This window comes from Brachyspira pilosicoli P43/6/78, from assembly GCF_000325665.1.
GTDB lineage: Bacteria > Spirochaetota > Brachyspiria > Brachyspirales > Brachyspiraceae > Brachyspira > Brachyspira pilosicoli.
Genome location: NC_019908.1, coordinates 1844877 through 1858751 on the forward strand (window position 1 = coordinate 1844877; position 13875 = coordinate 1858751).

The following is a 13875-nucleotide window of genomic DNA, read 5'->3' on the forward strand; positions in this document are numbered from 1 at the left end:
TTTAACTAAAAAAATAATCAAATACAATAAAATTAAAAAATATTAATAAAAAAGGATTTTCTTATGGAAACAGAAAAAATTAAAAAAGAAGGAAAAATTTTAAAAATCTTGGACAAAATAGAGAAGGTTGGTAATTCTCTTCCAGACCCCACTACATTATTTGTAGTATTTGCATTATTAATGCTATTTATATCTCATATATGTTTTAAGTTAGGTATTTTTGTTGAATATGAAGTTTTTGATTCTGCAACTAGTTCATATATCACAAAAACAGTTAAAGCAGTAAGCCTTTTAACACCTGAAGGAATAAGACATATTTACACTTCTGCTATAAGCAATTTTACTAGCTTCTTTCCTCTAGGAGTAGTATTTGCTATAATGCTTGGTGTTGGAGTGGCAGATGGTACAGGATTTATGTCTGCAGTACTAAGAAAGCTTGTAAAAGTAACTCCTAAACAATTAGTTACAGCTTCAGTAGTATTTTTAGGAATAATGTCAAATATAGCTTCTTCTACAGGATATGTAGTTTTAGTTCCGCTTGGAGCTATAATATTTATGAGTTTTGGAAGACACCCTGTTGCTGGACTTGCTGCTGCTTTTGCTGGCGTTTCTGGTGGGTGGAATGCTAATTTAATTATAGGTTCTAATGACCCTTTATTTGCAGGACTTTCTACAGAAGCTGCTAGATTATTAGACCCTTCTTATACTGTACAGCCTACAGGCAACTGGTATTTTATGTTTGTGTCTACTTTCCTCATCACAATAATAGGAACAATAGTTACTGATAAAATCATAGAACCTAGACTTGGAAAATATCAGCCTGATGAAAATTCTGTTGTTGCTGATATTGAAGCTAATGAAAAAAGAGGAATGCTATTTGCTATAATATCATTTATAATTTATGTAGCTATTATTCTTGCATTAGTACTTCCAAAAAATGGTATATTAAGAAACCCTGAAACTGGAGGAATACTTCAATCTCCTTTCATGAGCGGTATAATAATAATGATGATGTTTGCTTTTTTAATACCTGGATTATTTTATGGTATAGGTGCTGGTACTGTAAAATCTGATAAAGAGGTTGTAGCTTTAATGGTAAAAACTATATCTACTATATCTGGATTTTTAGTGTTGTTATTTTTTGCTGCTCAGTTTGTTGATTATTTTAATTATTCAAATGTTGGAATAATACTTTCTGTAACTGGTGCTAATTTCTTAAAATCAATAGGTTTTGTTGGAATTCCTTTAATAGTTTCATTTATTATAGTAACAGCATTTATCAATATATTTATAGCTGTAGACTCTGCTAAATGGGCTATAATGGCTCCTATATTTGTTCCTATGTTTATGCAGCTTGGTTTATCTCCAGAGCTTACTCAGGTAGCATACAGAATAGGAGATTCTACTACAAACATAATTGCTCCTTTAATGCCTTTCTTCCCTTTAATAGTAGCATTCGTAAAAAAATATAATAAAGACAGCGGTGTAGGAACTGTTATTACTATGATGCTTCCTTATTCTATAGCATTTTTAATAGCTTGGATTATTCTTTTAGTAATATGGATGTTAATAGGTCTTCCTGTTGGTATAAATGCTCCTATACATTATGGAATGTAATTAAATATTGAAATAGGATTGATAAATGAAATCAAGAGAAAAAAATATAAAAAAAATTATGAGAGAGGAGAATATTGATGCTTTAATAGTATCTTCTCCAGAAAACTTTCATTATGTTACAGGAACAGCATCACATCAGCATGCAGTTTCAAGAATGCCTGCTGTATCTATGGCTCTTGTAAATAGTGATGATAATATTCAAACTGTAGCTATATGTATGGACTTTGAAAAAAAGGCTTTAGAAGATAGAGTGGACAATTGCAAAGTTGTTCAATATGATACTTGGGTTGGAGTTAAAACTTTTGATAAACTTACAAGCAGTGAGGGTTCACTTGGAGCAAAAAACTTCAAAAGCTTTTCTGGTTCGCTTGATATTTTAATTAATTTAATAAAAGAGTATGGACTTGAAAATAAAACTATAGGCTTGGAATTGGATTTTATAAGTATTAATTATTTTAACTTATTAAAAGAAAAGCTTCCAAATATAATAATAAAAAATTCAAGTCCTTTATTTATAAAAGCAAGGTCTGTAAAAACAAAAGAAGAAATTGATATTATAAAAAAAATAGCAAATGTTGGTGCTTTAGCTATGCTTCATACAAGTAAATTTGCTAAACCAGGTATTACAGAAAAAGAGCTTATGGATATTTACAGGCTCAATGTTATGGAAAGTAAAATATGTGTACCAAGCACATGGTCTGCTTTTTTAACAGGAGAAAATGCATCTGCTTTAGCAATATCAGGAAACACTATAGTAAAAGATACTGATATAATAAAATTTGACGGCGGAGTTAATGCTGAATGGGATTTTTATACTACAGATATGTCTAGAGCTTGGGTAATGCCTAATGCCGATAAAGAGCTTTTTAAATTAAAAGACACATTATATGAATCAAGAACATTAATGATAGAAAATATAAAACCAAATGTTCCTTTTTCTGAGATATTTAATATAGGTTTTGAGTATGTTAAGAGAAAATATCCTGGTTATGAAAGAGGACATATGGGACATAGCATTAGTATGGGGCCTCAAACTGCTGAAGCTCCTTTCGTATCTAAAAATGAAACTAGAGTGATAGAAGAGAATATGGTTTTATGTATAGAATCTCCTTGCTATATAGAAGGTATAGGAGGATACAACATAGAAGATATGATTGTTGTTACTAAAGATGGATGCGAAATTATTACTGATGCCGCTCCGCATTATATTGATTAAAAGTTGTTTTTAATATAAAGAGGCTTGAGTTTTTATGCTTGAGCCTTTTTTATTATCTTTATTTAACTTGTTCTAAAAATATATAAAAGTAATAATAGTTTTTAACCTAATAAAAACTTGGGCGGGTGTTAATATTTCTAAACAGGCAATAAAAATAATTTAAATTAAAATTTTAAAACACGCTCTAAAAAATAAAGGGCGGGGTATGTTATTAAAATTTAATTATAATAAAAAACTCAATTCTTTTAATGTTATATATTATTTTATTCATTATGAATATATTTTATTTTTTATGCGTAAACTTGCTTCTATATGCATAATCCAATGCCTTGAAAATGGCATTTGTATTAAACCTCGAACATCTTTTTTACACCAATAATCAATAAGCCAAATTGCATCTTTATCATTACTTACCACATTCAACAATTTTAACTTTTCTTTTCTTTTTTCTGGTATTTTCTTTTTTAATTCATCATAAGATAAACTATTAATTATATTTTCACTGCTATTTTTTACATCAAAAATATAAGAATAAAGTTCATCTAAATTAAGCTGTCTTGAAAAGTCTTCTATCTGAGATTTCATAAGTTCATTTCCTGTTGTAATTATAGGTGAATTGATACGTTTTTGATAATTACTAGAAAAAAAGATTTGCTCATTGTCTGCTATTAATGTATGTGCAACTATATCTTCAATACGAAAAATATGCCAAATTGAATATGCAATAGTTTTATTATGATATCCGTCTGAATTTATAAATGGAATTGCATCAAAATCTTTTCTACTTAATTCTTTATAAAATGATTTTAGAGTTTCTGTTAGCATATTTCTCAAATTAAATAATACAATAATACCTTCTTTATAGCTATCTTTCTTTTTGATTTTAGATTGTATTTCTTTATTTAATTGTGACCATGTATTATTCATAATCAATTATACTCTAAAAATTTCTTCTTCAAATAGAGTATACTATAAACCTATAAACAAATCTATATTATTTCACTTTTTTAGTATAACTATTAATCACTATCATTATAAATAATAAAATTAAAACACAAAAATATTATTTAAGTATTTAATCTACTCAACGCACGTTTAAAAATATTTATAAACATAATTTAAATAACAATTATAATCTTACTAATAAACAAATATATTTTTTAACGTGCGTGAAAATAAACTAAAATTATTTTAAAACTTTATTAATTAATCTTCTATGCTATAATATAAAAATACATATATTAGGAGTTATACAAAAATGAAATTCGCTTATTTAATAATGGATAAAATATTTGATTCTAAAAAAGATAAAGCTTCAATACATAATGGAGTCTCACAAATAATTGGTGTTTCTAATATAGAAGAAGCTATTGAAACAGCTAAAAACCTTCAAAAAGAAGGAATTGACTGCATAGAGCTTTGCGGAGGATTTGGAGAGGAAGGAGCTAAAAAAATAATAGAGGCCACTGAAAATAAAATAGCTGTTGGTTTTGTAATTCATCTTAAAGAGCAAGATGATATTTACAAAAGATTATTTTCTCATTAAATATTATTTATTAATACTTTTTATACAAACTTATATTGACAATTTTTTTACATATGTTAGAATATACTAACACTTTATTAGATTATTAAAATTAGTGAAAGGAGTTATTTATGAAACTAACAGAACTCGACATAGAAGAAGGTTTTGTTGTAGATAATGTGGAGACTCAGGGAGAGATAAGGCAGAGAATCATAGAGATGGGTTTTACTGCTGGTGCTAAAGGCTGGATTGTGAGAAAGGCACCTCTTGGAGACCCTATTCAAGTTCATATTATGGATTATGAAATATCTTTAAGAAAATCTGAGGCAAATGGAATTGAAGTTTCTAAAGCAGATGTTGAAATTAAGAAGATGGCCGATATAAAAACAGGCAAAGTAAAAAGAGAGAAAAAAAACAATACTTGTGATTTATTTTTAGAAGATAAAGAAGAGATTAGTAAAAAGTTCAAAGTTCCTTCAAACAATACAAAATTAAAAGTAGCAATTGCTGGTAACCCAAACTGCGGTAAAACAACAATATTTAACGCTTTAACTGGTGCTAATTATAAAGTTGCTAACTACCCCGGTGTAACGGTTGAAAAAAGAGAATATTCTATGCTATACAACGGATACACCTATGATTTAATGGACTTACCCGGGGTTTATAGCTTAAGTGCTTATTCTCAAGATGAGGTTGTAGCTTGCGATGTACTTCTTAATGAAAAACCTGATTTTATTATAAATGTTATTGACTCTACAAATTTGGAAAGAAACCTTTATCTTACTTTACAGTTGGTTGAATTAGGTATTCCTATTTTATGTGTGCTTAATATGTATGAGCATGCAGAAAATGAGGGTATAAACATAGATGAATCAAAATTGGAAGAATTATTTAGACTTCCTGTAATGAAAGTTCATGGAAATAAACATGAAAGCGTACTTTTAATATTAGATAAAATAGAAAAAATATATGAATCTGGAAATAAACTGCATAGAGATGCCGCTTTAGAATATGGTGCTGATGTTGAGGAATCTATAAAAAACATAGTTGCTTCTATGCATGGAGATATATCAGACATTCATAAGAGATGGCTTGCTATAAAAGCGTTAGAAAAAGATGAAAGAGCTATACACTCTGTAAGACGCGAATGCAACAATGGCGGAGAAGTAATAGAGACTATAAACAAAGAAATTATAAGACTAGAGACAAAAGAAAACTCCAAAACAGACTCTATCATGGCAGATAAAAGATACTCATATATTAGGGGTGCTTTAAAAGAAGTTATAAAAAGAGATGATATACAGGCATTCAATTTTACAGATGCTGCCGATGTAGTATTTTTAAATAAATGGCTTGGCATACCAATATTCTTAGGTGTATTATGGCTAATATTTAAAGTTACATTTACACTTGGTGCATATCCTCAAGGCTGGATTGAGATGGGTATTAGTGCATTATCATCTTTTGTATCAAATCTTTTGCCTGAAGGAAGCTTGTTACAGTCTGTTGTGGTTGATGGTGTGATAGGCGGTGTTGGTGCTGTGCTTTCTTTCTTCCCATTAGTTTTAATACTATTTGTTGGTATATCATTCCTTGAAGACTGCGGTTATATGGCTAGAGCTGCATTTTTAATGGATAAGGTTATGCATAAGTTTGGTCTTCATGGTCAATCATTTATACCTATGTTCTTAGGTTTTGGCTGTACTATACCCGCTACTATGGCTGCTAGAACTTTGAGAAACAAAAAAGATAGAATTGTAACTGTACTTATAACCACATTTATGAGCTGCGGTGCTAGAATTCCTGTTTATGTATTATTTACAGCTGCATTCTTCTCACCAAAAATGGCTCCTACTGTAATGTTTAGTATATATATAATTGGCGTAATAATGGCTTTTCTTGTGGCATTTATATTAAGAAAATTATTTTTCAAAGGCGATGAAACTCCTTTTGTTATGGAGCTTCCTCCGTACAGAGTGCCGCGTGTAAAAACTGTTTTGAGACATATGTTTGACAGAGGTTGGATGTATATAAAAAAAGCTGGTACTTATGTATTTGCTGCTTCTGTTTTAATATGGGCATTAATGACTTTCCCTCAATACAATCCTACAGAAGAGGAATCTGCTGAGTTAATGGATAAAGCAAAAACCGTATTAATATCAGAAAATATAGATGTAAGTGATGAAGAGGCTTTAAATGCTGAATATGATAGACTTGTAGCTTCTGAAGGTTTAAAGCATAGTTTTGCTGGTAAATTAGGAACATTTGTAGAGCCTGTAATGAAGCCTTTAGGTTTTGACTGGAGAATAAGTATTGCTCTTATAGCAGGAGGAGCTGCCAAAGAAGTATTCGTTTCTACAATAGCACAGATAAAATCTATAGAAGAAGATGAAACAACATTAATAGAAGCATTAAGAAATGACCCTGTGTTTAATCCTATAGTAGCTTATGCTTTACTTTTATTTGTACTATTATACTTCCCTTGTTTTGCATCAATAGCTGTAATAGGTTCTGAAATCGGAAAGGCTTGGATACCTTTCTTAATTGTTTATACTTTAGCTGTGGCTTGGATAGTTAGTTTCGCATTCTACCAAATTGCTGGAAGAATAGCTGGAATTATCTAGACTTCATAATATAACCTATTTTTTATTAAAATCATAGATACCTAAGCTTAATGCTTGGGTATCTGTATTTTTAAATAATGTTATATTTTCTTTATAGAAATTTTTATACCAAATAAAATTATAGTTAAATACTCTTTTGTATTATTAATACCAAATAATCTAAACCAATTATTAGAACTATATACTTCTTTTTCTATATATTTAACTCTGTTAAGTAAATGACTATTAAATAAATATTCATCATATGTTTTACTAATTTTGATAGATAAATACTCATTAAATACATCATTTTCAAAACTACTCTTTTTATTAATTTTAGATTTATCTATATCAAGTTCTTGAACAAAATCATAAATTTTTTGATATAATTCTCTTTTAGTTTTTTGCGAACTGGCAGAATAAAAGTTTAAAGTTGGTATAAATACTTTTAAATAAATATCATCTAAAAAATCAATGTAATGTTCTTTATAATAATTTAAAGCATTATTCATATGTATTATTGCATTATTAGCACTAATAGGTGTGATTTTCAAAATATTTGAATTTGATAGAGAATTTTCTCTTTGTCTATAATAGTAAATAGACCTATTATTAAAAGAAATTTTTGGTTTATGTGCCATTAATTTTATAGTAAAATTTGCATCTTCAACACCAAACTTCATGTCCATAAAATATAAATTATTATTTAATAGAAATGAAGTCTTATAAAGCTTATTCCAAACATATGGAACAATCGCTTTATCACTATAAACATTTTCTATATCATTTAGATTCCAAGTGCTTTCAAATTCTTTTTCATTAAACGTATAAATAAATTTTCTTAATTTTTTATTTTTATAAAATTTAATATTTAATGTATTTACTATATCAGAGTCGTATTTTTTAGCAGTATTATACAAATTTTCGTAATAATCTTTTGAAATAAAATCATCAGAATCTATAAAAGATATATATTCACCTTTAGCTTCATTTATACCAGTATTACGAGCAGGACCTAAACCTTTATTCTCTTTATGACTAATTATTTTTATTCTATTATCTTTTTTACTATATTCTCTTAATATATCAATGCTGTTATCTGTTCCGCAATCATCTATGCAAAGTATTTCTATTTCTTTTAATGTCTGATTAATTATGCTATCTAAACATTCTTTTAAATAATCCTCTACATTATAAACAGGTACTATTACACTTATTTTAATCATCATCAAATTCCTTATCAAATTTGAAGTATTATAATATAACAGACTAATTAAATCTATATATCTTTATCATTTTTTTTCTTAATAGAAATTTTTATTCCAAATAAAATAAGAATTAAACAATCTTTTGAATTATTAATACCAAATAATCTAAACCAATTATCAGCTTTTTTTATATCTTCTTTTAAATTATTAATTTTATATTCTAAATCATTTATTCTATCAAATATTCTTTTATTTAATAAATATTTATTATAATTTTCATTTGATTTTATTAATATATACTCATCATATTTATATTGATTTTTATAATCAAAATCATCACAACTTAAAATTATATTTTTTGCAAAATTATATAAATGTGGGTAAAATTCCTCTTGTACAGATTTAGAAGCTATATAAAATTGATATAAAGGTGAAGGCCATACTTTAGCATATACTAAATTTAAATATGATGGAAATTTATCTTTGCAATAATTTATAGTATTTTCCATATACTCTATAGCAGATAAATTATATTTTAAATATTTATAAGACATAGAAGTAGAAGAATTTGAATTAATTCTATAAAAATATTTTGAATGATTATTAAATGATACTTTTGGAGAGTTTAAAAATAATCTAATAATAAAATCTGCATCTTCAGCAGCATTTTGTTTTTTTTTCAATGAAATAAATATCTTTATCTAAAATAAATTTTTTTAAAAATATTTTATTAACAGGATTAAATGTTACTAAATATTTAGAATAAAAATCAACATTATTAAATAAATTATTAGATTCATATTCATAATATTTTTTTATTTTAACAAAATTATCAATATGACACCAATAATTAAATATATTGCCTTCTTTATCATTAGAAACATTTAAAGTATTAACAACATCAGAATTATATTTTTTTGCAGTATTGTATAAATTTTCGTAATAATCTTCTGATATATAATCATCAGAATCTATAAACCCTATATACTCTCCTTTAGCTTCTTTAATGCCAATATTTCTATTATATCCAACTCCCATATTTTCTTTATTTTTAATTAATACTATTCTGCCATCTTTTTTGGCATATTCTTCAAGTATACTATAACTACTATCTGTTGAACAATCATCTATACAAATTATTTCTATCTCTTTTAATGTTTGATTTATAACGCTATCTAAACACTCTTTTAAATATTCTTCTACATTATACACAGGTATTATTACACTAACCTTTATCATATAAAATAACCTTCTTATTTTGATATATTAATATTATAATATAAGTTCATATTTTAGTCTATTAAACAATTAACTTTTTAGCTATATAATGTTATAATTATATTTGTTTGTAATTAGCAAGGAGATTTTTATGGAATTAAAAGTATTAAATAAACAGAACAATTCAAGAATGTGTTTAGTATGCGGATTTAAAAATGATTTAAGTTTGAAGGCAGAGTTTTTTGAACTTGAAGATAAATCACTTTGTGCTTTGGTAACTTTTAAAGATTATCATCAAGGATACCCGGGAAGAGTGCATGGCGGAATACTTGCTGCTATATTAGATGAAACTATAGGAAGAGCAATGATGCCTTATACCGGTGAAGATAAATGGGGAGTAACAACAACGCTTACAACAAAATATAAAAAACCTGTACCAATTAATGAAGAGATTAGAATAATTGGAAAGATTACTTACGGCAATGGCAGAATGTATGAAGGAGAAGGGTATATACTTCTTAATGATGACACAGTAGCCGTAACAGCAAAAGGCAATTACATATGTATGAGCTTAGAGCAAATAGCAGAAATGGATCCAAATAGTGAAGAAGATTGGTATGTGGAGAAAAAAGAAACAGACCCTCAAACTATAGCAATACCATAATTAAATTTGTTTATTTTAATTTCTTAAATTTTATTATATTCGGAGACTAGCTCCCGATAACAATAAAAACTGAATTTTGATAAACTTAAAAATTTTCAATGTATATTGAAAGAATAATTTTTTATCAACTTTTTCCCGCCGCAAAAAGTTGCAAAAAGTGCAAATATTTTAGTTTCATATAAAATAATATCATATATTTTTGGCTATATTTCATAAAAATGCAGTTCATTTTAATTAATATAAAATTCATAATTTTTTGCTTTAGAGCAGGATTTTTTCAAAGCCAAATGAACTAAATCTAACTTAATCTTATTAATATATTTAGCTGAGTAATTGCATATTGAAACACATCTCATACAAGATATGCATTTATCTCTATCAATTATTTTAGGATTATTAATATTTATTGCTTGAACTGGGCATTTCTTAGCACACAATTTACAATTATTACATTTATTTTTAGTTTTAGGTACTAACGGCACTTTACCTGCTTTTTTATATGGACGGTTTCCTTTTAATTTATGTTCATCTAAAAAGTCAGAAGCATTTATTATTTTAGAAGCAAACTCTTTAAGCTTGTTTATATCATTTTCATCTGGTCTGTTAGAAGCATATTTATAAGCTATGGAATGTTTAGCAATTGCAGCTACAGCAGAAGTAACTTTAAAATTTAATTCTTTTGCTATATCATAAAGTTCAATTAAAGTGTCATCATAATCTCTATTACCATAAACAGATACAATAACCGTATTAGCTCCATTACCTTTTATTTGAGATATTCTTTTCGATGCTACCTCTGGAACTCTGCCTGCATAAGATGGTACTGCAATAATAGCAATATCATCTTGAGATATTTTTACGTTTGAAAAGTCCATATTATAATCAGTTAAATCAACTTCTTCTATACTTGCATTATTATTTTTGCTAATTTCCAAAGCAACCGTATCTGCAACTTTTTTAGTGCCGCCTGTTGGGCTAAAAACAATTTTATATATATTCATAATAAAAAACTCCAAACATAATTTTCCTTAATTATAATAAAGTTTTTGAGTTTATCAATATGCATAAAAACTAAATTTTAACGAACTTGAAAATTTTAGTATATAGTTAAAGAAGTATGTTTTGTAATTTAAGTTTTTATTTTATTCAACTTTTCCCGCGTACGAGCTGTACCACCTTGCCGCACGGTAATGCCATGTTTTTAATTATAACTTCTTATACATGCGGGGGAATACCTTTTAATATACAATTAAATTATAAAATTTATAATAAAATGCAGTTCTTCGCGAAGCGTATCCGAAGGATATAAGGTTCTTTTATACCAATACCGAGTAGGTGCCTTGCATACGGCACGCAGAGCGTCGGCAAAAGAACTGGGGTGCTGCACGGTGTGTACTTCGTTAAGGGCAAAGCCCTGCAAATATTTTAAATATAAAAATAGTATTTAAAAATTTTTAAATATAATAAAATTCATTAAGAATCTGGCTTCAATGTGGCTTTGAGGTTTGAAAAAAACTCTTCTTCGTCCATCGCCATATCTTCTGGAAGGCCTTTTCTCATCTCTTCCAAAAATATTGACGGAGTGCATTCAACATCTCTTCCTTGCTTTTTTCTTTTCATGCAATATGTTAATGTGAGGTGCTTTTTTGCCCTCGTCATAGCAACATAGCAAAGTCTTCTCTCTTCTTCTATCTCTCTCTCTGATGAACTTTTATGATGCGGAAGTATGCCGTCTTCCATGCCGCATATATAAACATAAGGAAACTCTAAACCCTTTGCAGCATGTATACTCATAAGCATTACACCTTTCTTTTTCTCTTCTTCATTATTTTCTTCTATGCTCATTAAAAGTATTCTATCTAAATAATTTTTTAAAGTAGCATTTTTATTTCCTTTCTCATATTCAGCTATACCGTTCATTAGAGATTCAATGTTTTCTATTTTTTTACTTCCCTGCTCTTTTGTATCGCTTGAGTTTAATACTTCATTATGATATGCAATTGTATCTAAAAATTTATTAATGTTTTCGTAGAGCTTTGGTTTTTCTAATGTGTTTTTATCAACTGTAAATATTTCATTATAATAATGAATGATATCCAAAAAATCTTTTATTCCTGTTTTTGCCTTTGGAGGTATATCATCTATATTCTCATAGTCAAGTAATGTTTGATATAATGATACTCCGTTTTTTATACTTATTTCATTGAGATTATTAATTGCAACAGCACCAATTCCCCTTTTTGGTATATTAATAACCCTCAAAAGAGAAACCTCATCTTCCGGATTAACAAATAGGTTTAAATATGCAAGTATATCTTTAATCTCTTTTCTCTCATAAAACTGAAAAGCACCAACAACAGTATATGGAATGCCTCTAAATCTTAAAGCCTCTTCAAAAATACGCGACTGAGAGTTCATTCTAAAAAGTATGGCAAAGTTTTCGTAGTTTAAATTTTTGTTTATTGCAGTTTGTGTGATATTTTCTGCTATAAACTGTGCTTCATCTCTCTCATCTTCGCAGGGCATAATAACAGGAGGTATACCTTCATCATTAACAGCAACAACCTCTTTTGCTTTTCTTTGCGTATTGTTGCTTATTACAGCATGTGCCGCTTCAAGTATTGCCTTAGTGCTTCTATAATTTTTGTTTAATGTAATTATTTTAGCCTCTGGATATTCGTTTTCAAAAGAAAGTATATTTGATACATCAGCACCCCTAAAAGCGTATATACTCTGGTCATCATCGCCTACTACAACTATATTTTTATATTTTGAAGCTAAAAGGCTTGTGAGTTTATACTGTGCTAAATTGGTGTCTTGATATTCATCAACCATAATATATTTAAATCTCTCTTGATACTTATCTAAAACATCAGGAAAATTAATATATAAATCAATAGTTAAATTAATAAGATCATTAAAATCAACAGCATTATACCCTTTCAAATAATTCTGATAAACCTCATAAACTCTTTTTGCAATCTTCTCCAAATCATCATGAGGCACTACTTCATTTGGCTTCATTAAATTGTTTTTGTATCTGTCTATATACCAAGCAAAGAGGTTTTCATCATAATTAAGAGTATTTACTTTAACCTCTCTCAAAATATTTCTTATAAGAGTTCTGCTGTCTGAAGAAGAATATATACTAAAGTTTTTTTTGTATCCTAATTTATCTATATCAAGCTTAAGCACCCTCACACAAAAAGAATGAAAAGTACTTATTACTAATTGTTTAGGTTTTTCTTTAAGCAAAGCAGCTATTCTCTCACGCATTTCATTAGCAGCTTTATTTGTAAAAGTAACAGCAAGTATATTGCTAGGGTCTATTCCGTTTTTTATTAAATAGGCAATTCTCTCTGTAATTACTCTGGTCTTACCACTTCCTGCACCGGCTAATGCAAGCATAGGTCCATTAATATGCTCTACAGCTTTTTTTTGCTCTTCATTTAACATTAATGCCATAAAAAATAAAAAACCTTTATTATTATAAGTATTATAAGTTGGAAATTTATTATATATTATAACGAAATATATACAAGCATAGTAATTGCTTATTAAAAATAGTGTATGTATAAACTATTATATTTTATAAATTTTTATAGATATGTTATTAACTTTTCACGCTTTAGTAGCAACATACAAAACAATAATTTTCTATTAATTTTTTTGTTGTTCTTTTTCCCGCAGCTCGCTGTGCGGACTTCGTCAAAGAACCAAAAAGTGCAAGTACAAAATTAATATTAAAGTATATAATTATATTTTATATTTAAAGCAAACTATTAATCTATATTTAAATGTAGTTTTATAATAAATGTGCTAAA

General features: G+C 27.6%; 11 protein-coding genes. 5 read left to right on the top strand and 6 right to left on the bottom strand.

Features of this window, described 5'->3' with window-relative positions; genetic code table 11:
* Positions 1-63 precede the first annotated feature (63 nt).
* Positions 64-1617 (top strand): AbgT family transporter, encoded by a 1554-nt coding sequence (locus BPP43_RS08225; RefSeq protein WP_013244201.1) that lies wholly within the window; start codon positions 64-66, stop codon positions 1615-1617.
* A 25-nt stretch (positions 1618-1642) separates the two neighbouring features.
* Positions 1643-2833 carry a M24 family metallopeptidase gene (locus BPP43_RS08230; RefSeq protein WP_015274683.1) on the top strand — a complete coding sequence of 397 codons (1191 nt, stop codon included), beginning with the start codon at positions 1643-1645 and terminating at the stop codon, positions 2831-2833.
* Between the two features lie 270 nt (positions 2834-3103).
* Here BPP43_RS08230 and BPP43_RS08235 read toward each other — a convergent pair whose 3' ends face one another.
* Positions 3104-3760, bottom strand: coding sequence for a hypothetical protein (locus tag BPP43_RS08235; protein ID WP_015274684.1), 657 nt, complete (start codon positions 3758-3760; stop codon positions 3104-3106).
* A gap of 331 nt (positions 3761-4091) precedes the next feature.
* Between BPP43_RS08235 and BPP43_RS08240 the strand changes: the two genes are divergently transcribed.
* Positions 4092-4379 (top strand): DUF6506 family protein, encoded by a 288-nt coding sequence (locus BPP43_RS08240; RefSeq protein ID WP_015274685.1) that lies wholly within the window; start codon positions 4092-4094, stop codon positions 4377-4379.
* A gap of 110 nt (positions 4380-4489) precedes the next feature.
* Positions 4490-6982, top strand: coding sequence for a ferrous iron transport protein B (feoB, locus tag BPP43_RS08245; protein WP_015274686.1), 2493 nt, complete (start codon positions 4490-4492; stop codon positions 6980-6982).
* A gap of 80 nt (positions 6983-7062) precedes the next feature.
* Here feoB and BPP43_RS08250 read toward each other — a convergent pair whose 3' ends face one another.
* Genes BPP43_RS08250 through BPP43_RS12330 form a run of 3 tightly spaced genes read right to left on the bottom strand, consistent with a single transcriptional unit; the run spans position 7063 to position 9408 of the window.
* Entirely contained in the window at positions 7063-8190 is a 1128-nt protein-coding gene (locus tag BPP43_RS08250; RefSeq protein ID WP_051013562.1) for a glycosyltransferase family 2 protein, read from the bottom strand.
* A gap of 50 nt (positions 8191-8240) precedes the next feature.
* Entirely contained in the window at positions 8241-8852 is a 612-nt protein-coding gene (locus BPP43_RS12325) for a hypothetical protein (protein WP_252832301.1), read from the bottom strand.
* The gene (locus BPP43_RS12330) at positions 8827-9408 is read right to left on the bottom strand and encodes a glycosyltransferase family 2 protein (RefSeq protein ID WP_252832302.1); all 582 of its coding nucleotides are present in this window, start codon (positions 9406-9408) and stop codon (positions 8827-8829) included. The genes BPP43_RS12325 and BPP43_RS12330 overlap by 26 nt, the downstream gene beginning before the upstream one ends.
* 130 nt (positions 9409-9538) lie before the next feature.
* On the opposite strand from BPP43_RS12330, the gene BPP43_RS08260 reads away from it, so the two are divergent.
* Positions 9539-10051 (top strand): PaaI family thioesterase, encoded by a 513-nt coding sequence (locus BPP43_RS08260; RefSeq protein ID WP_013244193.1) that lies wholly within the window; start codon positions 9539-9541, stop codon positions 10049-10051.
* Positions 10052-10281: 230 nt separating this feature from the next.
* Here the strand turns inward: BPP43_RS08260 and BPP43_RS08265 are convergent, their stop codons facing one another.
* Positions 10282-11052, bottom strand: coding sequence for a 4Fe-4S binding protein (locus tag BPP43_RS08265; RefSeq protein WP_015274688.1), 771 nt, complete (start codon positions 11050-11052; stop codon positions 10282-10284).
* Positions 11053-11524: 472 nt separating this feature from the next.
* Complete coding sequence (locus BPP43_RS08270; RefSeq protein ID WP_015274689.1) at positions 11525-13516, bottom strand: ATP-dependent helicase; 1992 nt, start codon at positions 13514-13516, stop codon at positions 11525-11527.
* Positions 13517-13875: the final 359 nt, after the last annotated feature.

Coding starts and splice junctions, on each gene's coding strand:
- BPP43_RS08225 (WP_013244201.1), top strand. CDS start 64: ATGGAAACAGAAAAAATTAAAAAAGAAGGAAAAATTTTAAAAATCTTG.
- BPP43_RS08230 (WP_015274683.1), top strand. CDS start 1,643: ATGAAATCAAGAGAAAAAAATATAAAAAAAATTATGAGAGAGGAGAAT.
- BPP43_RS08235 (WP_015274684.1), bottom strand. CDS start 3,760: ATGAATAATACATGGTCACAATTAAATAAAGAAATACAATCTAAAATC.
- BPP43_RS08240 (WP_015274685.1), top strand. CDS start 4,092: ATGAAATTCGCTTATTTAATAATGGATAAAATATTTGATTCTAAAAAA.
- feoB (WP_015274686.1), top strand. CDS start 4,490: ATGAAACTAACAGAACTCGACATAGAAGAAGGTTTTGTTGTAGATAAT.
- BPP43_RS08250 (WP_051013562.1), bottom strand. CDS start 8,190: ATGATGATTAAAATAAGTGTAATAGTACCTGTTTATAATGTAGAGGAT.
- BPP43_RS12330 (WP_252832302.1), bottom strand. CDS start 9,408: ATGATAAAGGTTAGTGTAATAATACCTGTGTATAATGTAGAAGAATAT.
- BPP43_RS08260 (WP_013244193.1), top strand. CDS start 9,539: ATGGAATTAAAAGTATTAAATAAACAGAACAATTCAAGAATGTGTTTA.
- BPP43_RS08265 (WP_015274688.1), bottom strand. CDS start 11,052: ATGAATATATATAAAATTGTTTTTAGCCCAACAGGCGGCACTAAAAAA.
- BPP43_RS08270 (WP_015274689.1), bottom strand. CDS start 13,516: ATGGCATTAATGTTAAATGAAGAGCAAAAAAAAGCTGTAGAGCATATT.